Origin of the sequence: Actinomadura roseirufa (assembly GCF_900659635.1) — a bacterium.
Classification (GTDB): Bacteria; Actinomycetota; Actinomycetes; order Streptosporangiales; family Streptosporangiaceae; genus Spirillospora; species Spirillospora roseirufa.
In genome coordinates, this window is record NZ_CAACVB010000140.1 from 1 (window position 1) to 21,120 (window position 21,120).

At 72.9% G+C, this 21,120-nt stretch carries 18 protein-coding genes; 9 read left to right on the plus strand and 9 right to left on the minus strand.

Features of this window, described 5'->3' with window-relative positions; translation table 11 throughout:
- The 3 genes from E1291_RS25815 to E1291_RS25825 all read right to left on the minus strand — a co-directional run.
- A partial coding sequence (locus tag E1291_RS25815; protein ID WP_131740586.1) for a HAMP domain-containing protein occupies positions 1-4,086 on the minus strand: 4,086 nt, incomplete at its 3' end.
- Between the two features lie 258 nt (positions 4,087-4,344).
- Entirely contained in the window at positions 4,345-4,965 is a 621-nt protein-coding gene (locus tag E1291_RS25820) for a TetR/AcrR family transcriptional regulator (protein ID WP_131740588.1), read from the minus strand.
- Positions 4,966-5,058: 93 nt separating this feature from the next.
- Positions 5,059-7,170: an MMPL family transporter gene (locus E1291_RS25825; protein WP_131740590.1), complete on the minus strand. Its 2,112-nt coding sequence runs from the start codon at positions 7,168-7,170 to the stop codon at positions 5,059-5,061.
- A gap of 101 nt (positions 7,171-7,271) precedes the next feature.
- Here E1291_RS25825 and E1291_RS25830 point away from each other — a divergent pair, with 101 nt between their 5' ends.
- The 6 genes from E1291_RS25830 to E1291_RS25855 all read left to right on the plus strand — a co-directional run bounded on the left by E1291_RS25830 (position 7,272) and on the right by E1291_RS25855 (position 13,018).
- A complete protein-coding gene (locus E1291_RS25830) occupies positions 7,272-7,742 on the plus strand; it encodes a MarR family winged helix-turn-helix transcriptional regulator (protein ID WP_131740592.1) in 471 nt (156 codons plus the stop codon).
- A 213-nt stretch (positions 7,743-7,955) separates the two neighbouring features.
- On the plus strand, positions 7,956-9,026 hold the full coding sequence (locus tag E1291_RS25835) for a right-handed parallel beta-helix repeat-containing protein (protein WP_165495285.1): 1,071 nt from the start codon (positions 7,956-7,958) through the stop codon (positions 9,024-9,026).
- A gap of 175 nt (positions 9,027-9,201) precedes the next feature.
- A complete protein-coding gene (locus tag E1291_RS25840; protein WP_131740596.1) occupies positions 9,202-9,882 on the plus strand; it encodes a DNA-binding transcriptional response regulator in 681 nt (226 codons plus the stop codon).
- A gap of 2 nt (positions 9,883-9,884) precedes the next feature.
- Positions 9,885-11,024: an ADP-ribosyltransferase family protein gene (locus E1291_RS25845; RefSeq protein WP_131740598.1), complete on the plus strand. Its 1,140-nt coding sequence runs from the start codon at positions 9,885-9,887 to the stop codon at positions 11,022-11,024.
- A 54-nt stretch (positions 11,025-11,078) separates the two neighbouring features.
- Positions 11,079-11,849 carry a hypothetical protein gene (locus E1291_RS25850; RefSeq protein WP_131740600.1) on the plus strand — a complete coding sequence of 257 codons (771 nt, stop codon included), beginning with the start codon at positions 11,079-11,081 and terminating at the stop codon, positions 11,847-11,849.
- Positions 11,843-13,018, plus strand: coding sequence for a S8 family serine peptidase (locus E1291_RS25855; protein ID WP_165495286.1), 1,176 nt, complete (start codon positions 11,843-11,845; stop codon positions 13,016-13,018). The genes E1291_RS25850 and E1291_RS25855 overlap by 7 nt, the downstream gene beginning before the upstream one ends.
- A 13-nt stretch (positions 13,019-13,031) precedes the next feature.
- Here E1291_RS25855 and E1291_RS25860 read toward each other — a convergent pair whose 3' ends face one another.
- The 6 genes from E1291_RS25860 to E1291_RS25885 form a co-directional block, all read right to left on the minus strand.
- Complete coding sequence (locus E1291_RS25860; RefSeq protein WP_131740604.1) at positions 13,032-13,694, minus strand: biliverdin-producing heme oxygenase; 663 nt, start codon at positions 13,692-13,694, stop codon at positions 13,032-13,034.
- 68 nt (positions 13,695-13,762) lie between these two features.
- On the minus strand, positions 13,763-14,068 hold the full coding sequence (locus E1291_RS25865) for a DUF2470 domain-containing protein (protein WP_131740606.1): 306 nt from the start codon (positions 14,066-14,068) through the stop codon (positions 13,763-13,765).
- 13 nt (positions 14,069-14,081) lie between these two features.
- Positions 14,082-15,251 carry a hypothetical protein gene (locus tag E1291_RS25870; RefSeq protein WP_131740608.1) on the minus strand — a complete coding sequence of 390 codons (1,170 nt, stop codon included), beginning with the start codon at positions 15,249-15,251 and terminating at the stop codon, positions 14,082-14,084.
- Positions 15,248-16,204: a WxL protein peptidoglycan domain-containing protein gene (locus tag E1291_RS25875; RefSeq protein WP_131740610.1), complete on the minus strand. Its 957-nt coding sequence runs from the start codon at positions 16,202-16,204 to the stop codon at positions 15,248-15,250. Before E1291_RS25875 ends, E1291_RS25870 begins: the two co-directional genes overlap by 4 nt.
- A 94-nt stretch (positions 16,205-16,298) precedes the next feature.
- Positions 16,299-17,276: a hypothetical protein gene (locus E1291_RS25880; RefSeq protein ID WP_131740612.1), complete on the minus strand. Its 978-nt coding sequence runs from the start codon at positions 17,274-17,276 to the stop codon at positions 16,299-16,301.
- Positions 17,277-17,370: 94 nt separating this feature from the next.
- A complete protein-coding gene (locus tag E1291_RS25885; protein ID WP_131740614.1) occupies positions 17,371-18,213 on the minus strand; it encodes a hypothetical protein in 843 nt (280 codons plus the stop codon).
- Between the two features lie 100 nt (positions 18,214-18,313).
- Here E1291_RS25885 and E1291_RS42240 point away from each other — a divergent pair, with 100 nt between their 5' ends.
- Genes E1291_RS42240 through E1291_RS25900 form a run of 3 tightly spaced genes read left to right on the plus strand, consistent with a single transcriptional unit; the run spans position 18,314 to position 21,077 of the window.
- Positions 18,314-18,949 (plus strand): neocarzinostatin apoprotein domain-containing protein, encoded by a 636-nt coding sequence (locus E1291_RS42240; protein WP_242614371.1) that lies wholly within the window; start codon positions 18,314-18,316, stop codon positions 18,947-18,949.
- Positions 18,946-19,989: a heme/hemin ABC transporter substrate-binding protein gene (locus E1291_RS25895; protein ID WP_242614372.1), complete on the plus strand. Its 1,044-nt coding sequence runs from the start codon at positions 18,946-18,948 to the stop codon at positions 19,987-19,989. Before E1291_RS42240 ends, E1291_RS25895 begins: the two co-directional genes overlap by 4 nt.
- The gene (locus E1291_RS25900; RefSeq protein ID WP_242614373.1) at positions 19,986-21,077 is read left to right on the plus strand and encodes a FecCD family ABC transporter permease; all 1,092 of its coding nucleotides are present in this window, start codon (positions 19,986-19,988) and stop codon (positions 21,075-21,077) included. Before E1291_RS25895 ends, E1291_RS25900 begins: the two co-directional genes overlap by 4 nt.
- Positions 21,078-21,120 lie beyond the last annotated feature (43 nt).

Here is a 21,120-nt window from a genome sequence, read left to right on the forward strand (position 1 = left end):
CAGCCGCCGCTCCTCGGCGCCCTCCAGCCGCCGGTCGCCGTGCGCGAGAACGGGGAAGCCGCGCAGCGCCGGGTCGCCCTCCATGGCGTCCAGGAAGCGCAGCGCCGCGCCGTCCGGCAGGTCGAGCTGGAGGACGACGCAGTGGCAGGGTTCGGCGGCCAGCGCCGCCGCGGCCTCCTCCGCGCCGACCGCGGTGACGACCTGGACGGGTCCCCCCGCGCCGCCGAGGTCGCGGCTGTCGGCGGCGGCGCTCTCGGCGACCAGCGACAGCAGCCCGCCGCGCCGTTCCTCGATCACCAGCAGCCGGCGCGGCCGGGCCCGCGGCGCGGACGCCGGGACGAGCACGGCCCCGTTCGGCGGGGTCTCGCCCGGCTCGGCCGTGGCGCGGATCGCGGTGATCTTGGCGCCCGCGGGCTCCCCGGCGGCGGGCACGACCGGCAGGTGCAGATCGGCCCGCGCCACCGGCAGGTAGAAGGAGAACGTGCTGCCCTGCCCGAGCGTGCTGTCGGCGGTGATGACGCCGCCGAGCAGCCGGGCCACCTCCCGGCTGATCGACAGGCCGAGCCCGGTCCCGCCGTACTTGCGGCTGGTCGTGCCGTCCGCCTGCTGGAACGCGCCGAAGATGGACTCCAGCTGGTGCTCGGCGATGCCGATGCCGGTGTCGATCACCCGGAAGGCGACCGCGGGACCGTGCGCCCGCGCCGCCGGCGGCAGCTCCGCCAGGTCGGCGGTCTCGATCCGCAGCTCCACGCTGCCGCCCTCGGTGAACTTCACCGCGTTCGACAGCAGGTTGCGCAGCACCTGGCGCAGCCGCGAGTCGTCGGTCAGCACCTCCTCGGGCACGCCGGGCGCCGTGCTGATCCGGAAGTCCAGGCTCTTCTGGCTGGTCAGCGGCCGGAAGGTGGCCTCGACATAGTCCAGCAGGTCGCGCAGCGGGACGTGCTCCAGCGTGATGTCCATCTTGCCCGCCTCGACCTTGGACAGGTCGAGGATGTCGTTGATGAGCTGGAGCAGGTCCGAGCCGGCGGAGTGGATGATGCCCGCGTACTCGACCTGCTTGGGCGTCAGGTTCCGGGCCGGGTTCTGCGCGAGGAGCTGGGCGAGGATCAGCAGCGAGTTCAGCGGCGTGCGCAGCTCGTGGCTCATGTTCGCCAGGAACTCGCTCTTGTACTTGGACGCCAGCGACAGCTGCTGCGCCCGCGCCTCCAGCTCCTGCCGGGCCTGCTCGATCTCCAGGTTCTTGGTCTCGATGTCGCGGTTCTGGCTGGCCAGCAGCGCCGCCTTCTCCTCCAGCTCGGCGTTGGAGCGCTGCAGTTCCTCCTGGCGGACCTGCAGCTCGCCCGACCGGGACTGGAGCTCGCCCGCCAGCCGCTGCGACTCGGCGAGCAGCTCGTCGGTGCGCGCGTTGGCGACGATCGTGTTGACGTTGACGCCGATGTTCTCCCGGAGCTGCTCCAGGAAGTCGCGCTGCACCAGGGTGAACGGCCGCAGCGACGCCAGCTCGATCACGCCGAGGACCTGGTCCTCGACCACGATCGGCAGGACGATGACGCTGGCCGGGGGACCGGCGCCGAGCCCCGAGGAGACCGTCAGGTACCCGGCCGGGACGTCGTCGACGGCGATCGTGTGGCGGCTGCGGGCGGCCTGGCCGACCAGCGAGCGGCCCGCCCGGAACCGGGTCGGCCGCGCCGGGACGGCGGGATCGCCGTCCTCGGGGTAGCCGTAGGAGCCGATGAGCTTCAGCGTCAGCTCGCCGTTGTCCTCGGCCAGGTAGAACGCGCCGTACTGGGCCGAGACGAGCGGGGTCAGCTCGTCCATGATCAGCTCGGCGACCACCGACAGGTCGCGGTGCCCCTGCATGAGCCCGGAGACGCGCGCCAGGTTGGTCTTCAGCCAGTCCTGCTCCTGGTTGGCGCGGGTGGTCTCGCGCAGCGACTTCACCATCAGGTTGATGTTGTCCTTGAGCTCGGCCACCTCCCCGGAGGCGTCCACGGTGATGGACCGGGTGAGGTCGCCGGACGTCACCGCGCTCGTCACCCCGGCGATCGCCCGCACCTGCCGGGTCAGGTTCCCGGCCAGCTCGTTGACGTTCTCGGTGAGCCGCTTCCACGTCCCCGACACGCCCTCGACCTCGGCCTGCCCGCCGAGGCGTCCCTCGGTGCCGACCTCGCGGGCGACGCGGGTGACCTCGTCGGCGAAGGACGAGAGCTGGTCGACCATCGTGTTGATCGTGGTCTTGAGCTCCAGGATCTCGCCGCGCGCGTCGACGTCGATCTTCCTGGTCAGGTCGCCCTGCGCGACCGCGGTGGTGACCTGCGCGATGTTGCGGACCTGGCTGGTGAGGTTGTTCGCCATCGAGTTGACGTTGTCGGTGAGGTCCTTCCACGTCCCGGCGACGTTCGGGACCTGTGCCTGCCCGCCGAGCTGGCCCTCGGTGCCGACCTCGCGGGCGACGCGGGTGACCTCGTCGGCGAACGCCGACAGCGTGTCCACCATCGTGTTGATGGTCTGCGCCAGCGCGGCGACCTCGCCCTTGGCCTCCACCGTGATCTTCTGGGACAGGTCGCCGCGGGCCACCGCGGTCGCGACCTGCGCGATGGAGCGCACCTGGCCGGTCAGGTTGCTGGCCATCACGTTCACATTGTCGGTGAGGTCCTTCCAGGTGCCGCTGACCCCGCGGACGGTGGCCTGCCCGCCGAGGTTGCCCTCGGTGCCGACCTCGCGCGCGACGCGGGTGACCTCGTCCGCGAACGCCGAGAGCTGGTCGACCATCGTGTTGATGGTGTCCTTCAGCTCCAGGATCTCGCCGCGCGCGTCCACCCGGATCTTCTGCGACAGGTCGCCGAGCGCGACGGCGGTGGTGACCTCGGCGATGGAGCGGACCTGCGCGGTGAGGTTGTCGGCCATCACGTTCACCGACTCGGTCAGCGCCTTCCACGTCCCGGAGACGCCCTTGACGTCGGCCTGCCCGCCGAGGCGTCCCTCGGTGCCGACCTCGCGGGCGACGCGGGTGACCTCGTCGGCGAAGGACGAGAGCTGGTCGACCATCGTGTTGATCGTGGTCTTGAGCTCCAGGATCTCGCCGCGCGCGTCCACGGTGATCTTCTGGGACAGGTCGCCGCGGGCCACCGCCGTGGCGACCTGCGCGATGGAGCGGACCTGGCCGGTGAGGTTGCCGGCCATGAAGTTGACGGAGTCGGTGAGGTCGCGCCAGGTGCCCGAGACGCCCTTGACGTCGGCCTGTCCGCCGAGCCGTCCCTCGGTGCCGACTTCGCGGGCGACGCGGGTGACTTCGGCGGCGAAGGCGGAGAGCTGGTCGACCATGGTGTTGACGGTGTTCTTGAGTTCGAGGATCTCGCCGCGGGCGTCGACGTCGATCTTCTGTGACAGGTCGCCCTGCGCGACCGCCGTCGTCACCTGCGCGATGTTGCGGACCTGGCCGGTGAGGTTGCCGGCCATGAAGTTGACGGAGTCGGTGAGGTCGCGCCAGGTGCCCGAGACGCCCTTGACGTCGGCCTGTCCGCCGAGCCGCCCTTCGCTGCCGACTTCGCGGGCGACGCGGGTGACTTCGGCGGCGAAGGCGGAGAGCTGGTCGACCATGGTGTTGACGGTGTTCTTGAGTTCGAGGATCTCGCCGCGGGCGTCGACGTCGATCTTCTGTGACAGGTCGCCCTGCGCCACCGCGGTCGCCACCTGCGCGATGTCGCGGACCTGCGTCGTCAGGTTCCCCGCCATCGCGTTGACGGAGTCGGTGAGGTCCTCCCAGGTGCCCGAGACGCCGGGGACCTTCGCCTGGCCGCCGAGCCGTCCCTCCGTGCCGACCTCGCGCGCGACCCGGGTGACCTCGGAGGTGAAGAGCGAGAGCTGGTCGACCATCCCGTTGAACACCCCGGCGATCTCGCCGAGCAGGCCGTCGGCCTCGTCGGGCAGCCGGGTGCCGAAGTCCCCGTCCCGGACGGCCGTCAGGCCGGCGAGCAGCCGCCGCAGCTCGGCCTCGCCGACCTCGCCCGCGCCGCCCGCCCGCTCGGGGCCGGGCCCCGGGCTCCGCGAGGCGGTACCCGTCGTACCGCCGGCACCATCCGCCATGTGCGACCTCTGCTCTCGTCGCCGCGCGGCCGGTCGAGCACGGCCGCGGACGCCCCGTGATGGTGGCGCTGCCACGCATCCTGCATGATCATTGCTATATGGCAAACATCGCCGATGTGAGGTTACCCCACCCTTATAGCAACCAGGATCGCGCCCTGTCCGGCTTGTCCGTGTCCATCCCTGGACGAGGGCACGATGCGGACGCACCGGGACCGTCCGGTGAGGCGGCACTTCGAGGCGCCGTGCGGACGGGGAGACTCAGCAGGGCGTCAGCATGTGGAAGAGCAGCGTGCGGAGGTGCTGCCGGAAGCGCGCCAGATCGCCCGGCCGGGGGGCGCCGACGCCCTGCCCGCGCACCGGCCGCACGACCGGCGCGGTCGCGTCCCCCGTGTAGGTGATCCCGCCGCTGAGGAACCCGAAGACGCACCAGACGACGGTCCAGGTCAGGTGGTCGGCGTCGACGTCGTCGGGCACGACCTGCCGGACCCTGTCGGTCACCAGCGCCGACAGCGGCCTCGTGTACAGCTCCTCCAGGCCGGGCACGTCGGCGGCGTCGCCCATCCACCGCTGCATCCACAGCGCGAGCACGTCCGGGTGGGAGGCGTGGAAGTCGAGGAACGCCTCCGCGAGGGCGATGACGCCCTGGATCTCCGGGGTGAAGGAGGTGATGGCCGCCCGCACCGCCCGCTGTTCGAGGTCGTCCGCGTGGCGCATCACCGCCAGGTACAGCTCGGCCTTCGTGCCGGCCGCCTCGCGCAGGACGGCCGGGGAGACCCCGGCGGCCTCGGCGATCATCTGTACCGAGGTCCCGTCGTAGCCCAGCTGGGCGAACAGCCTGGTCGCCGTCTCGACCAGCCCGTCCGCCCGCGGATCGCTCATACCGTCACTATAGGTGACGGTCTCGTCGCGCACCGATCCGGAAGGCGCCTCCCCACTCCCGGAGGAGGCGCCCCGGATCGCCAGAGGCGGCCGCTACTGCCCGGCCATCGCGGGACGGAGCTCGTCCTCGCCCGCGGGCGGGTCGGAGTCACGCCGCTTGCCCAGCGCGCTCGGCCACCACATGTGCCGGCCGATGTCGAGCGTCAGCGCGGTGACCAGCACCGAGCGGACGATGATGGTGTCCAGCAGGACGCCGAACGCCACCGCGAACCCGATCTCGGCGGTGAACACCAGCGGCATCGAGCCGAGCGCCCCGAACGTGCCCGCCAGGACCAGGCCCGCCGAGGTGATGACCCCGCCGGTCGCCGCCAGGCCCGTCAGCGCGCCGCGCCGGGTGCCGCCCGTCATGGCCTCCTCCCTGACCCGGGTGACCAGGAAGATGTTGTAGTCGATGCCGAGGGCGACCAGGAACACGAACGCCCACAGCGGGAACGAGGTGTCGGCGCCGGTGAAGCCGAAGACCTTGTCGAAGACCACGGCGCTCACCCCCAGCGTCGCGCCGAACGACAGCACCACCGTGACGATCAGCAGCAGCGGCGCGAGCAGCGAGCGCAGCAGCAGCGCGAGGATGCCGAACACCACCAGCAGCACCACCGGGATGATCAGCTTCACGTCGTGCGCGGACGCCGCGTCGACATCGATCTTGAGCGCCGTTCCGCCGCCGACCTTCGCGGCGGCCCCGGACACCGTGTGCAGCTCCGTGCGGACCTTCTCGACGGTCTTCTCGGCGTCCTTGCTGTCGGCGCTCGCGTCGAGAGTGCCCTCGATGTAGGCGTGGCCGTTCTTGACGACGGGCTCGGTCACCTCGCCGACCCCGGCGATGCCCGCCAGCCGCGTCTTCACCTCCCCCGCGGCCGCCGCGTTCGCGATCACCACGACCGGCTGGCCCGAGCCCGCCGGGAAGTGCGCCGCCTGGATCTCCTCGCCGGTGACCGCCTGCGTGGTCTTGGTGTAGCTGTCCTTCTGCGCGATCCCGTCGGCCTTGAGGTCGAGCATGCCGAGCGCGAACACGCCGAGCACGACGGCGGTGACGACCCACACCAGCCGCGGCCGCACGCTGACGCGCCGGCCGACGCGGGCCCACAGCCCGCCCTCGGTCGGCTCGGCGGAGCCGAACGTCGGGCGCACCGGCCAGAACATCCACCGGCCGAAGATCACCAGCAGCGCCGGCAGCAGCGTCATCATGCCGAGCAGCCCGACGCCGATGCCGACCGCGCAGACCGGGCCGAGGCCCTTGGTGGACTGCAGCTCGGCCAGCGTCAGCACCAGCAGGCTGACCGCCACCGTCGCGGCGCTGGCGACGATCGCCGGACCGGAACGGTGCAACGCCTCGGCCATCGCCTCGTGCCGGTCCTCGTGCCGCCGCAGCTCCTCCCGGTACCGGGCGATGAGCAGCAGCGCGTAGTCCGTCGCGGCGCCGAACACGAGCACGGTCAGGATGAACGAGCTCTGCGCGTTGACGGTCAGGCCGGCGTTCTTCGCCAGCAGATAGATCAGGCCCTGCGCCGACCCGAGCGACAGGCCGGCGGTGATGAGCGGAAGCAGCCACAGCAGGGGGCTGCGGTAGGTGAACAGCAGGATGAGCACGACGATGCCGACCGTCGCGAACATCAGCGTCTTGTCACCGCCGGTGAAGATCTTCCCGGAGTCCGCGGCGTATCCGCCGGGCCCGGTGGCGTGCACGCGGAGCCCGCCGCCGCCCTTCTCCGCGGCGTCGATCATCTTGTCGACGGTCTTGGACAGCCCGCCCCAGCCCTCGTCGCCGATCTTCAGGGTGACGATCGTCTGGATGGCCTTGCCGTCCTTGGACGGGATCGGTCCCACGACCTGCTTCTGGACTTCGGGCAGCGACGTGAACGCCGTCGTGTCCGCCTTGGCCTTCGCGAGGTCGGCGGGCGTCACCCCGCTGGCCCGGTCATAGATGATCAGGGTGGGGATCGTTTCCTTCTCGCGGAAGTCCTCCGACAGCTTGAGCGCCTTCGTCGACTCCGCGTTCGCCGGCAGCCACGCCGACATGTCGTTCTTCTGGACGTCCGTGAGTTTTCCGCCCAGCGGGGCGAGCGCAGCGACGGCGACCAGCCAGAAGACCAGTACACCCCACTTCGCCCACCTCCCGCTGGGCCACGCCATTACGGTGCGTAGCATCGGGGGGTCTCCTCCGTCAGAGAGTGTTCAGCATGCTTACCATCAGCCTAAGTAGGGTAGTGACACCCACTGACACTGGCCCCGTGATTAGCTGATGAACGATGCCTGACCTCCCTCTCGACGACGAGCTCGAGAGCTGGCACACCGGACGCCTGCTCGCCGCCGCGGCCCGGCTCGTCGAGCACGCCTTCGACGCGGGCGTCGCCGACCTCGGCGTCACGCACGCCGGCGTCAACGTCCTGCACGAACTCGCCCAGGGCGCGCTCACCCAGCGCCAGCTCGCCCACCGCTGCGGCGTCCAGGACCAGACCATGAGCCGCACCCTCGACGGCCTCGAACGCGCCGCCCTCGTCGTCCGGCACCGCGACACCGCCGACCGCCGCCGCGTCCTCGTCGAGCGCACCGCGGAGGGCGCCCTGGTGATGGAGCACGCCCAGGCCGTCGCCGCGTCCCGGCTGGCCTCGCTGGCCGACGACTCGTGCCCCGAGCACGCCGCCGGCCGCCGCCTGCTGATCAAGATCATCCAGGAGTACGGGACGCCCCGCCGCATTCCGCGACGCCCGGGGGAATGACCCGGACGTTCATTCCGGTCGCGCCATGGAAAACCCGGAGTAAGGGAAAAGGCCGGTCAACGGAACGGCCGCCGCGGAAATTCGCCGATGTTTCCTTTTCGGCGCCCGGTGGAATCACCTGGTCGGTCCAAGATGATCGAGGAATCCCCGTGCCGGACGCTCGCATGGCCGGCGCCGGTTCCTCGCGGCCAGAACAGAAATGGGGCAATAGTGATGAGGCGGACTTTCGCGGCCTCGCTCGGCACGATGGTCGTGCTGGCCGGGCTCGCCACCTTCACGCCTTCCGGCGAGGCGTCGACCGATGCGGGCAAGCCCGGGAAACGGGGCCGTACCCATGTCGTACAGCCCGGACATTCGATCCAGGCGGCCGTCGACCGCGCCCGGCCCGGGGACACCATCCGGCTCAAGGCCGGTCACTACGACGGGGGCGTTCTCGTCCGCAAGCGCCTCACGATCCGCGGTGAGGGCAAGAAGACCGTCCTGCACCCGGGACGCAAGGACCACTGCGCGAAGGTCCACCTGGAGGGCACCGGAATCTGCGTGGTCGGATGGCCCAAGCATCTGGTCAGCGGCGTGACCATCGAAAACCTGACCGTGCGGAAGTTCAAGGAGTTCGGTGTTTTCGGCAAGTACACCGACAGGCTGACGGTGGAGCGCGTCCTGGCCGAGGGCAACGGCGAGTACGGCATCTCCGAGTTCAACTCGACCCGCGGCCGCTTCGTGCGGAACTGGACGATCGACAACGGCGTCGAGGCCGGCCTGTACGTGGGCGACATCGCCGACGCGCACGGCACGGTCGTCGCCTGGAACCACTCGTCCGGCAACGCCATCGGCCTGCTCGTCCGGCACGCCCGCCACGTCAAGGTCTGGGACAACAAGTTCGTCCACAACTGCACCGGCATCGCGCTGGTGGACGACAGCCAGAAGGGCGGGCAGGGCAACACCAGGATCTGGAACAACGACGTCTCGGAGAACAACCGGACCTGTGCCCCGCACGAGGAGGTCCCCGCGCTCGGCGGCACAGGCATCCTCTTCTTCGGCGGCGACCACAACGTCGTCGAGAAGAACACCGTGAAGGACAACCGCGGCAGGCTGCCCTATTCCGGCGGCATCGTGCTCTTCCGCGGGACGCCGCCGGAGAACCGCCCGGCGCGCGACAACCTGATCAAGGACAACCACGTCCACGGCAACAGGCCGTTCGACCTGGTCGACAACAGCGGCAGCACCACCAACCGCTTCCGCGACAACCACTGCGCCACGTCCAACCCGGCCGGCCTCTGCTGATCCGGAAACCAGAACGAGGGTCCACGCCGGGGCGCCCGCCCCGGCGTGGATCCTTTTCGAATGCCTGACCTTTAGCGGCCACCGGCGCGGCGGATTTCCCGCGCCCCGCCGTGCGCCTCGCCTCCGGTGTGATGATTGAGCCCGGTCGGAGAACTCCACGGGCGGACGGGGCGGGTTGAGCGGTCTTCAGCAGTTCGCGCTGGCGTGCATCGCCCTCGCCCTTCTCGCCGCCGCCGTCGCGCTGATCGTCCGGAAGGGCGTCGGCGGCCGGGTCAGCCTGAGCCTGGCGAACATCTTCGACGTGGAAGTGGAGATCGAGGCGCCCGACGCCGACGCGGCCAGGCGCGCCACGCGGATCGCGGCCGAGACCAGGGGCGGCCGCACGGGCGGCACGCCGGCCGGCGCGGCTCCCGGCGGGGCGGGGAGCCGGATCGACACGGTCCGAAACGTACGGCTCGCCCGCGTCCTGTGGGTGGACGACCACCCGGACGGCAACCTGTACGAGACGGTCGCCCTCGAAGAACTGGGCCTTCTCGTCACCAAGGCCACCACGACGGGGGCGGCGCTCGCCTACCTGAGCAGCGGCCTGTCCTTCTCGCTCGTCATCAGCGACGTCACCCGGCACGGCGACCCCGACGCGGGTCCCGGCCTGCTGCGCTCGGTGCGCGAGGGCGGCCCGGACATCCCCGTGATCTTCTACACGCTCGACGCCGGGTCCCGCGCGGCCGCCCTGCTGGAGGCGGGCGCGAGCGCCGTGGTGGAGACGCCGGGCGAGCTCGTCGACGCCGTCCTCGCGCGTCGCCCCGCCCCCGACCGGCACTCCGCGGACACCGATCTCCCGGTGAAAGGCCGCTGAGGATGGCCGATCGCGCCTACCGTTTCGGTGACTGGTCGCAGGTCCGGGACTTCTGCCAGAGCGGGCGGCCCGAGGGCGAGCGCCCCTTCTACTCCGGCGCCCACGTCGGCGACAGGATGCACGAGGTGCGCCGGGCCATCAACGAGATCCGCGTCGGCTGGGACCGCTACGACGACTTCCGTGACGGGCTCCGCGCCCAGCTGCCCGCCGACGTCGCCGTGGACGACCCCGAGGAGCGGCGGATCCACGACCTCGGGATGGCCGCGCTGTTCTCCCGGACGCTGGAGTGGGCGGACCGGCGCGAGCCCGGCGACCACGACGACGGCGCGCTGATCAGGTACTACACCTCGGAGATCGGCTACCGGCAGATCTTCGGCGCCATCAACCGGGCGTTCCGCAGCGACGGCCTCACCGCGGACCCGGCGGCGCTGCGCGACGCCGCGTTCCTCATCGAGCTGCTGAGCATCGACCTGTTCAACTACCGTGACGCCGCCGACGGCGCCGACGACTTCCACGGCACGGTGTACCGGGGGATGTGCCTTCCCGCGGAGTCGTTCGAGCGGCTGCGCCGGGTGGCCGCGAGCCCCGTCCGGGACAGGTACCTGTCGGTGCCCCTCGCGATGGTCTCCACCAGCCTCGAACCCGAGCGGGCGGCGGAGTTCGCGTCGCGCGAGGCGGAGAGGAGACCCGGCGCGCACCCCGTCCTCTGGCGGATCGAGGTGGCCGGCCTGCCCGCGGAACTGCTGGAGATCTACCGGGCCGCGTTCCCCGCCGGGGTCGTGACCTCCCTGTGCGCGGTCCCGATCGAGGGCCTGTCGTACTTCTCCCACGAGCGGGAGGTGCTGCTCCGTGGGCCGTTCTTCCAGATCCTCGCGGTGGACGAGGAGCCGGTGCCCGGTTCCTTGGAGCCGCTGAGCGTGGTGGACGCGCTCATGCTCAACAGCAACCGCGACCACGTCACCACGGTCGCCTCGAACGAGGGCGACGACCTCCGGGCCCGGGACCTGTTCCGGCGGCTGGTCACCCTCCACCGGTCGGACCTGTGCGCCGAACGGGCCGCCGCCCGCGGCTCGGCGGAGGACGCGGCGGCCTACCGCGCGATCGCGGGTGAGAATCTCCGCGGCCTTCCCTCGACGCGGTGAAACTTCACCCGATGGTGATCAAGGTGAGATCGGATCCGGGTTTGATGATCTTCCATGGCGGAGACTCTGGAACGGCCGCCCGAGGGGCGGCGGGACGACTCCGGCCGCCGTCCATGGACACTGATCGCCCTGCTCGGGCTGGCCGGTGTCGCGGCCGTGGCTGGCGGTGGCGCGGCGATCGCCGTGGAGCTCGGGCGTAAGCCCACGGCGAAGCAGATCGAGGCGGCGGGACGCGAGGAGCTCGCCTCCCGCTGGCGCGCCCTGCCGGCCGGAGAGATCTTCCCCGCACAGGTGATGGCCGCGCCGGACCCCGCGGGCCGCAAGGCCGGCCCGGTCGCCTTCCGCGTCGGGATCGCGCCGGCGGTGCCGTGCGCAGCGGGCGTCGACCGTCCCGTGGCCGACGTCCTCACCAAGTTCGGGTGTCGGCGCATTCTGCGCGCCACCTACACCGACGCCACCCGGGCCCTGACGGCCACTCTCGGCATAGCGGTCATGTCGGACTCCTCGCGCGTCTCCAGCGCCGAGTCGGCGCTCGGCTCCATCGGCGGCGCCGGGGACAAGGCACGCGTCGGGGTGCGGACGGCCCCCTTCCCGGGCACGGTCGCCGCGAGCTTCGCCGATCCGCTGCGGCAGGAGTTCGCCGTCAACACCAACGGCACCCGCTACCTCTTCTTCCGCGCCGCCGGATGGGCGATCGACCACGGGGACCGCGTCGGCACCGTCCCCGCCGGGACGTTCGCGTTCGCGCAGACCGCCCTGGACCAGGTGGTCCTGCGCTTCACCGACTCCACCGAGCCCTGTGAGAGATGGGACGTGCGATGCTGATCCGCCGTTCCGCCGGGCCGCTCGCGGTCGCACTGCTCGTCGGCCTGGCCCCGCCCTGGACGGCTTCGGCGCGAGCCGATGAGCCGTGGGGCCCGCTGCTGGTCCGCGACTTCGTCCAGGCACGGGAGGCCACCGCGGGCCGTAAGGTCACGATCGCCGTGGTCGGTGACGGCGTGGCCAGGGTCGGGCCGCTGAAGCGCGCGCTGCGAGAGAAGGACCTGCTCGGGACGTCGCGTCCCGGGCGAGAGAACGGCACGCTGGTCGCCTCCCTGCTCGTGGGCGGCGGCGCATCCGGCGAGGGGACGACGGTGACGCGCGGTCTCGTGCCCGCCGCGACCATCCTCTCCGTCCGGGTATACGACTCCTCGGAGCGGCCCGGCGGCGGTGAGCGGCGCAAGGCCGTCAACTGGGGCAATGTGATCGGTGCGGGTGTGCGGCACGCCGCCGACCAGGGCGCGGACGTCATCGCGGTCGACCCCTATGTCTGGGACGGCATGTACAGCAACGGCGCCGCGGCGAAGACCGTCCAGGCCGCCGTGGCGTACGCCCGGGAGAAGAACGCCGTGGTGGTCGCTCCCACCCGGCACCAGGAAACCGAGCAGCCCTCCTATCCGGGCGCGTCTCCCGGTGTGATCGGAGTCGGGGTCGTCGGCGAGGACGGGCGGCGGGACGGGAAGTGGACCTCCGCGAGCGGTGCCGTGTTCGCCGCGGCTCCGGGTTCGGAGACGCCCGCGACCGGGCCGGACGGCAGGCTCTGGTCGGTGGAGGGCGATCTCGTGGCGCTCGCGTTCGGAACCGCCGCCGCCGCGATGGTCAAGGCGACGTATCCCCGTCTCACGCCGGTGCAGGTGGCTCAGGCGCTCGCGGTGTCGGCGCGGCGCCCGGGTGGGAAGGGCCGGTACGACACAGATCTTGGCTTCGGGTATCTCAACCCGGCCGGTGCGCTCAACGAGGCGCGTGCCCTCGTGTCCAAGCCCGCTCCGGCGATGACCGCGAAGACCTCCGTGTCCGAGAACGACACCCTCGACGGGGACCGGCCGGACCCGATCAAGGCGGCCCGCCCCGGCTTCGCTTGGCTCGGCGGTTTCGGCGCTCTCGTCGTCCTCGGGCTGGTGGCGCTCGGCTGTGTGCCGTGGCTCTTGCTGCGTGGGCGCAAGGAGGCGAGCTGACACGACGCGGCCGTCAGGCGGCCGGGTCCACAGGGATACGCCGGCCCAGAGCTGTGATCAGTTGTGTGTTCAGGTGGTAGGCGGTCTTCACCTCGGCGACGATCCGCGCGCGCTCTGCCTCGTCCCATGGGGCGGTGTCGAGAAGCGTGCGGTAGCGGTCCTTCAGGGCCTTCGGCCTGCCCTCGAAGTGGTAGAAGCGCACGCCGTCCCCGCCGAGCAGGTCGTAGACGCCCATCAGCCGCTTGGCGATGACCTGCCCACCGGAAAGGTCGCCTAGATAGCGCGTGTAGTGGTGGGCGACGAAACCGCCGGGCCAGTCGAAGCACACGTCCCGCAAACGGTCGCAGTACAGGCGCGTCGCCTCGTCGGGCTCGACGCGCTCGGCCCAGCGCGGGCCGTAGTAGAACTCCAGGTCGGCGCGCAGGGCGGGCAGGCGGCGGAACCCGGTGAGGTCGAAGGCCCCGGCGACCGCGTCGCCGCGCATGTGGTCGGCGGCCTGTTCCAGGACGTCGTAGACGAAATAGAGCTGCTCGATCAGGAGGGCGTACTCGTCGCGGCGCAGCCGTCCCTCCAGGAGGGCGGTCATGTACGACGTGTGCTCACTGCCGTCGTGGTCGGGCCGTGTGGCCGACCTCAGCCGGAGGGAGAACTGCTCAGAGGGGTGCGCTTCGGGCATGGTGATCCTCCTCGAATCAACGGAATCGGTGGTCCGCGCCGGAGTCGGCGAGAAAAGGGCGGGCGGGGTCAGTGCGTGCGGGCGGGAAGCCCGAGTGCCGCGCGCGCCTCGTCGTAGAGGCGCACGACCTCGGCGCGCACCTGGGGCCGCCTGGTCAGCCGCTCGCTCCAGGGGACGCGGACCTGGACACGGCGCCCCTCCACGTCGGCCTCGAAATCGATGCCGTCGGCGTCCATGCCGGTCATCACCGCGGCCGTGGCCGTGGGCTGCGCGCCGAACACGCGCACGATGAGGACCGAGTCCTCGGCGTGGTCCTCGTTCATGTGCCGGGCGATCGCCGCGACGACCTCGCCCGTGAACGGTTCCTGCTCCATCGTTCTCCTTTTCCTAGGACGGCGGTGCGGCCGGTGGCCGGTGGGCGGCGGGAGGCGTCGTCTCGTAGCCGGACGGCGGGAGCAGCAGCGCGGGCAGCGGGACGTCCAGGGCGCGGCTGAAGGCCAGCAGCTCGTCGGCGTCGAAGCGCCGGGGCGGGACGGAGGTCTCCGCGCGCTCGACGTCGGCGCCGGTCCAGGCGCTCCCGGTGAGCGGGGTCAGGGCCTCGGCCAGCGCCGTCCGCGACAGGTTCCGCAGGCGCCGCCATTGGCCGACGTTGACCGCGACGACCTCGTTCATGGTCACGCCCCGCGGACCGGCGGCGGGCACGGCGGGCGCCGGGGCAGCGCGCCGGACGCGGGGACGGCGCAGCTCCCGCACGGCGGCGAGCGGTACCGCGAGCACGACCACGGCGGGCAGCGCCCACGGGTAGGAGGAGGTGCGGGCGGTGAAGCGCGCGGGCCGGTCGATGCCGGTGATCTCGCCGACGATCGTGTAGCGGCCGAAGGCGGGACGCGGCAGGGACGCGCGCACGGTGACGGTGCGCTCCGCGCCGGGCTCCAGTGTCCCGATCCTCGGCGCGTCCAGGACGCCGGTGGGGTCGTCGCCGCGGCCCACGGCCAGTGTGAGCGGCGGGTCGGTGACGGGCGCGGCGCCGGTGTTGCGGACGGTGAACGAGACGGTCCGCCGGGCCCGGCCGCCGAACCACGAGGCGCCCGGCCCGCCGCCGTCCACCCGGACGCCGGAGACGGTCAGGTCCCGGGCCGGGGCGGCGGAGACCGTCCTGCGCTGCGCGTCCGACAGGGTCGGGACGCCCTTGACCGCGAGCGGCACGGTCCGCGCGCGTCCGCCGGTCACCGGGCGCGCGGAGATGACGCAGGGGCAGCCGATGGGCGGTCGCACGACGGTGACCATCGCGGTGCCGCGGCCCCGCGCGTCCACGGACGTGGTGGCGGACGCCGCGACGGCGCAGTCGGCCGAGCCGCGCGCGCCGCCGTTGCCGCACAGCTCGATCAGCACGTTCCCGGCCGGCCACGCGGCGAGGTCGACGGTCACGGTGTCCCCGACGCGCGCCTCGGCACGGTCGACCTCGACGGCCGGGCCCGGGGCCGCGAGCGCGGGGGCGGGCAGGGCGAGCAGGGCGAACACGGGAGCGGCGAGCGCCATCGCGACCCGCGCCCTCATGGCCGGGCCCGGCGGCGGCGCACCGCGTACAGGACGGCTCCGGCGGCGAGGACGGCCACGGCGATCGGCGTCCACGGCGTCGCCCACCATCCGGCGGTCCTGACCGTCGGGCGGGCGGGGGAGCCGTCCTCCACAGGCGTCAGCCGGAGCGTCGCGGTGAGCGGCCCGGCGGGGAACACGCCGCGGACGGTGTCGGTCAGCGTGTAGCCGTTGCCGGGCAGCAGTTCGGCGACCCGCCGCGTGGCGGGCCGGCCGAGGCCGGCGCCGAAGGGACCGGTGACGCCGACGCGCGCGCTGGCGGCGACCCGCACGTTCCCCGTGTTGCGGATCCGGTAGGTCACCTTCACATCGCCCTTGCCGAGTGTCCGGTCGGCGGGCGTGACCTCCAGGGACTCCACCCGCAGCCCCGAGGTCAGGGCGCCGTCCACCCGCGCGTACACGCGGGCGGCGACGCGGCGGTCGATGTTGACCCGCTGCCCCTGGGCGCCGGTGGTCTGCTCGGTGACGGCGGCGACGACGCCGCCCGAGTGGTCGCCGGGCGTGGCGCCGGGCGGCACGGTGAGGGTGAACGGCACGGTGGCCGAGCCGCCGGGCCGGACGGTCCGCGCCGGGGCGCCGCCGATCGCGATCCAGGTACCGATGTCGGCGGCCTGCTTGTCGGCGGCGAGCAGCGCGAACGAGCCGTCCGCGGTGTTGAAGGCGTCGGTGGGGTAGACGCGGAAGGTCAGCGGCCGGTCACTCAGGTTGGTGACGACGAGCTTGTCGCGCATGCGCTGGCCCGGGGTCAGGGAGTAGACGAAGAAGTCGCGCCGCGACTGCCCTTCGGTCCCGGCCGGTCTCACCGACCAGGAGAAGCCGCCGGACGGCGCCGGGGCGTCTGCACGCGCGCTGACCGGCCAGAGAAGGACGGTGGACGCGGACAAGGCGGCGGCCAGGCCGCGCACTACGTTCATCAGGGGGACTCCGCGTACTCTCAGTCGGCGGGGTGGGGATGCTTCGACCATCCCCACCCCGCCTCCTCTTCTCAGGCGGCCGAGGACGGGCCGGTCAGGACAGGGTCAGGGTGAGGGTGGCGGTGTAGTCGCCGGGTGAGGCCCCGGCGGGGACGCCGAGGTCCAGGCCCGCGCCCGCCGTGAAGACGCCGCCGCTGCTCCCCGCGGACGAGGACGCGAGCGTGCGCGGCGCGCCGAGGGATCCCGGGGTGCCCGGGGTGACCGCGCCCCGCGAGCCCTCGTCCACGACCTGCGCGGAGGGGGACCACGCGAGCCCGGCCGCCGGGATCGCGCCGCCCGCGGCGCGGGTGAAGTCGGTGACCTCGCCGACGAGGCTCCAGCCCGCCTGGGTTCCGCGCGCGTCACTGACCGTGGCGGTCCGCAGGGCGCCGGTCGAGTGCTCGCCGGGCTTCGCGGCGCTGAGCTGGACGCTGTCGCCGTCCAGAGAGAGGGTGAGCGCCCCGTTGCCGACCTTGGTGGAGAGGGTCTGCTTGCCCGTCCCGGCCGGGGTGCCGGGGTTTCCGGTCCCGGGGCCGGGGTTCTCGCCGCCGGTGAACGTGACGGGCGTGAAGCTGTCCTGGCTCCGGTCGGGGAGGCCGTGCGCGGCCATCGTGATGACGTAGCACTGCGTCTTCAGGCAGTCGACGTTCTTGCCGTCGCCGTCGGTGTACTTGGCCTTGACGCCCGGGAGGGTGATGTCGAAGGTGCCGTCGGCGTTCATCACGTCCTGGCCCGCGCTGGGCGTGGCGCCCTTGTGCACCCACTTGGACGCCTGGAAGGCGTTGGCGTTGGTCGCGTAGTCGGGGCCCTTCGGCCCGAAGACCACGTAGACGCCGAACCCGTTGTTGGCCGTGGCGCTGAACCCGCTGCCGCGGATCTTGAGGTCCTGCCCGGCGGGATCGAGGCCGCTGGACGGGGTGACGGCGGTGGCGGGGCCCGCCGCGTACGCGGGCGCCGTCCCGAGGCCGACCGCGAGCGCCCCCGCGGCGAGCAGCGCGGCGCCGCGGGCGACCCGTCTGGTCACGTTCGTCATGGATTCCCTTCCCGAGATGAGAACTTAGGTAAGGCTTACCTAAGTAGGTGACTGTACCGGAGAAACGCGGGAGATCAAGAGGGGGCGTCCCAGGTCATGACGGCTTTCCCGGTCCCCTTCCGCGGTGCGCCGCGCGTCGCCGGGCCGCCGCTCGCGCGACCGGAACGGCGAGGATGGCGGCCCCGGTCGCTAGCCAGAACGGCCAGGACGAACCGGCCCGCCCGCCCGACGTCGTCTGCGTGAAAGCGCGCACGGGCGAGGCATCGGCGGCGGGCGCCGCGCCCGGTGTCACGGTCCCGGACGGCCCGGCCGAGGGGCCCGCCGACGGTCCGGCGGGCGAGGTGGACGCGGCCGGGTGCGCGCTCGTCCCGGTGCCCGGAGCCGCTGGCGTCCCGCCGGATCCGGATCCGCCGCCGTCCGGCGCGCCCGCGGATCCGCCGCCCTTGAAGGTGATTGGGGTGAAGGTGTCCTGGCTGCGGTCGGGGACGCCGTGCGCGGCCATCGTGATGACGTAGCAGCGGGTCTTCAGGCAGTCGACCGTCCGGCCGTGCCCGTCGGTGTACTTCGCCTTCACCGAGAGCCCGACCGAGAAGGCGCCGGACGGGCTCATCGGCGCCTGTCCCGTGCTGGAGGCCGCGCCCCGGTGCACCCACTTGGCCGCGAGGAAGGCGTTGGAATCGGTCGCCCAGTCGGCACGGCGCGGCCCGAACACTACGTAGACACCGAACCCGTTGTTGCGGGCCGGATCGAAACCCGAGCCCGACACGGTCACCGTCTGCCCGGCCGGATCCACCCCAAACGTCGGCGACGCGCGGACGGAGGCGGCGTAGGCGAGGCCAGGAGTCAGGCCGAGCACGAGAACGAAGGCGGCAAGGGCCGCCGACGCGGCGGTGACGGCCCGCCGGACGACTCGTCCGACGGTCAGGTAGTTAGGCAAGGCTTACCTCTTATTAGTTAGGTAAGCCTAAGCTAATCTAACTGTCGATCACGGTAAAGGCCCAGGTGGGCCGCTCATCTCCCCAGGGACGGACAGACCGATGCACGCCTCCCGTACCGCCCGGCGCCTGCCGGTGCTCCTTCTCGCGGCGGCCGCCTGCCCGCTGCTCGCCCCGCCCGCGCACGCCGGTGAGGGGAAGGGCACTGGGCCCTCCGGCCAGACCATCACCGTCTCGCGGACGGACGGCCTGCCCGCCAAGGGGACCGAGATCCAGGTCAAGGGATCCGGTTTCGACCCCGCCAAGGGCATCTATGTCGCGCTGTGCAAGGACAACGGGCCGGGCAAAGCGCCCTCTCCGTGCGGCGGGGGCGCCGACACCTCCGGAGGCACGGGCGCCTCGCAGTGGATCTCGTCCAATCCGCCCCCCTATGGCAAGGGCCTGGCCGTTCCCTACGGGCCCGGTGGCACCTTCGCCGTCGAGCTTCACGTCGGCTCCGCCCTCACCGGCTCGGAGACCTGCGCCAAGGTGCGCTGCGTCGTCACCTCTCGCGCCGACCACACCCGCACGTCCGACCGATCTCAGGACGTCAAGGTGCCCGTCGCGTTCCAGGAGGGCGGCGACGGCACGTCGGCCGGGGTCTGGGCCGGGGCCGTCGTCGGCGTCGCCGTGATCGCCGTGGGCGCGGGCGCCGTCCTGCTGCGCCGGCGGCGGGCGGGCGCTGGAGCCGCGTCGTGACCCGTCCCGTGCAGCACCGTTCTCTCCGGTTGCGCGCCGGCGCGTTCGCGGTGGCCTGCTCGTTCGCGCTGGGAGGTTGCGGCGCGAGCACCGCCGCCGGACCGGGCGGAAGCGGCGGGGGCGCTGGGTGCGGTCCGGTCACCGTCGCCGCGCCGTCCGGTGACCCGGTGGCGGTCGATCGCCCGGCCGAGCCGAGGCTGCCCGTCACCGTCCGCTCCGCCGACGGGTCCATGGTCACCGTCCGCGACGCGCGGCGCGTCCTGGCCGTCGACCTCTACGGCTCGCTCGCCGAGATCGTGTACGGGCTCGGCCTCGGCGACCGGCTCGTCGGCCGGGACGTCTCGACCACCTTCCCCGCCGCCCGGCGGCTGCCGCTGGTGACCGCGCAGGGCCACGACCTGTCCGCCGAGGCCGTGCTGCGGCTGAACCCGTCGGTGATCCTCGCCGACGGCACCATCGGGCCGCCCGAGGTCCTCGCCCAGCTCCGCCGGTCCGGCATCCCCGTCGTGCTCGTCGACGCCCGCGAGACGCTGGCCGCGATCGGCCCGCGCGTCAGCGCGGTCGCCGCCGCGCTCGGCGTGCCCGACGCGGGCCGCGGGCTGGCCGCCCGGGTGAGCCGCGAGATCGCCGGGGCCGCGCGGCCCGCCCCGTCCGGCGAACGGCCGCGCGTCGCCTTCCTCTACGTGCGCGGCAACGCGGGCGTCTACCTCATCGGCGGCAGGGGCGCCGGGTCGGACGCGATGATCGAGGCCGCCGGCGGGACCGACGCGGGCTCCGTCCTCGGCCTGTCCGGCTTCCGCCCGCTCACCAGCGAGGGGATGATCAACGCGGCGCCGCGGGTGCTGCTGGTGCTCAGCGGCGGGCTGCGCTCGGTCGGCGGGGCGTCCGGCCTGCTCCGGCTGCCGGGGGTCGCCCAGACCCCGGCCGGGCGGGACCGGCGGATCGTCGACGTCGAGGACGGCGCGCTGCTGTCGTTCGGCCCGCGCACCGGCGCCACGATCACGGCGCTCGCCGCCGCCGTCCACCGGACGTGCCGGTGAGCACCGCCGCGCCGGACGGGCCCGCGGCCTGCGCGGACGGGCGCGGGACCAGGCGGCTCCGCGGCGGGGTCCTGCTGCCGGGGCTCGGCGCCGTCCTCGCCGCGCTGTGCGTCGTCGCCTCCGGGACCGGGCAGGTCGACATCCCGCCCGACCAGGTGGTCGGCTCGCTCCTGCACCATCTCGGCTGGGACATCGGCCCGAGGCCCGCCGCCGCCCAGGGCGACAACGCCCTGTGGATCGTCCGCTTCCCCCGGGTCGCCCTCGCCGTCCTCGTGGGCGCCTGCCTCGGCTGCTCCGGCGCCGTCATGCAGGGCGTGTTCGGCAACCCGCTCGCCGAGCCCGCCGTCATCGGCGTGTCCTGGGGCTCGGCGGTCGGCGCCGCCACCGTCATCGTGTTCGGCCTGTCCACGCTCGGGAACTGGACGATCGTGACCGCCGCGTTCGCCGCCGGGCTGGTCACCACCCTGATCGTCTACACGGTGGCGCGGTCGGGCGGCGGCACCGAGGCGGTCACCCTGCTGCTCACCGGCATCGCGGTCAACGCGATCGCGAGCGCGCTGCTCGGCCTGCTGATGTTCGCGGCGGGCGACGACGCGCTGCGCGCCATCACGTCCTGGAACCTCGGCAGCCTCGCGGGCGCGAACTGGAGCGCCGTCGCCGCGGTGGCGCCGCTCGCTGCGGCCGGGCTGCTGGCGGCGCTCGGCTCCGCGCGGCGGCTCGACCTGCTCGCGCTCGGCGAGCGCGGCGCCCGCCACCTCGGCGTGGACGTCGAGCGGCTGCGGCTCACCTCGATCGTCGTGATCGCGCTGATGACCTCGGCGGCGGTGGCGTTCGCGGGCGTCATCTCCTTCGTCGGGCTGGTCGTCCCGCACCTGGTCAGGCTGGTCGCGGGCCCCGGGCACCGGACGCTCGTCCCGGCCGCCGCGCTCGGCGGCGCGATCGTCCTGGTCGCCGCCGACACCGTCGCCCGCACCGCGATCCCCTACCAGGAACTGCCCCTCGGCGTGCTCACCGCGCTGCTCGGCGGCCCGTTCTTCTTCTGGCTGCTGCGCCGCGCCCGCGGCGGCGTCCCGGGCGGCCGGTCATGATCGGCCAGCGCGTGATCGGCCCGCGCGCGCGGCGCGCCCGCCC

Excerpts from the sequence above, each read along its gene's own strand:
- E1291_RS25820 (WP_131740588.1), bottom strand. The coding sequence starts at position 4,965 with ATGAGCGATCCGCGGGCGGACGGGCTGGTCGAGACGGCGACCAGGCTG.
- E1291_RS25825 (WP_131740590.1), bottom strand. The coding sequence starts at position 7,170 with ATGCTACGCACCGTAATGGCGTGGCCCAGCGGGAGGTGGGCGAAGTGG.
- E1291_RS25830 (WP_131740592.1), top strand. The coding sequence starts at position 7,272 with ATGCCTGACCTCCCTCTCGACGACGAGCTCGAGAGCTGGCACACCGGA.
- E1291_RS25835 (WP_165495285.1), top strand. The coding sequence starts at position 7,956 with ATGAGGCGGACTTTCGCGGCCTCGCTCGGCACGATGGTCGTGCTGGCC.
- E1291_RS25845 (WP_131740598.1), top strand. The coding sequence starts at position 9,885 with ATGGCCGATCGCGCCTACCGTTTCGGTGACTGGTCGCAGGTCCGGGAC.
- E1291_RS25850 (WP_131740600.1), top strand. The coding sequence starts at position 11,079 with ATGGCGGAGACTCTGGAACGGCCGCCCGAGGGGCGGCGGGACGACTCC.
- E1291_RS25855 (WP_165495286.1), top strand. The coding sequence starts at position 11,843 with ATGCTGATCCGCCGTTCCGCCGGGCCGCTCGCGGTCGCACTGCTCGTC.
- E1291_RS25860 (WP_131740604.1), bottom strand. The coding sequence starts at position 13,694 with ATGCCCGAAGCGCACCCCTCTGAGCAGTTCTCCCTCCGGCTGAGGTCG.
- E1291_RS25865 (WP_131740606.1), bottom strand. The coding sequence starts at position 14,068 with ATGGAGCAGGAACCGTTCACGGGCGAGGTCGTCGCGGCGATCGCCCGG.
- E1291_RS25870 (WP_131740608.1), bottom strand. The coding sequence starts at position 15,251 with ATGAGGGCGCGGGTCGCGATGGCGCTCGCCGCTCCCGTGTTCGCCCTG.
- E1291_RS25875 (WP_131740610.1), bottom strand. The coding sequence starts at position 16,204 with ATGAACGTAGTGCGCGGCCTGGCCGCCGCCTTGTCCGCGTCCACCGTC.
- E1291_RS25880 (WP_131740612.1), bottom strand. The coding sequence starts at position 17,276 with ATGACGAACGTGACCAGACGGGTCGCCCGCGGCGCCGCGCTGCTCGCC.
- E1291_RS42240 (WP_242614371.1), top strand. The coding sequence starts at position 18,314 with ATGCACGCCTCCCGTACCGCCCGGCGCCTGCCGGTGCTCCTTCTCGCG.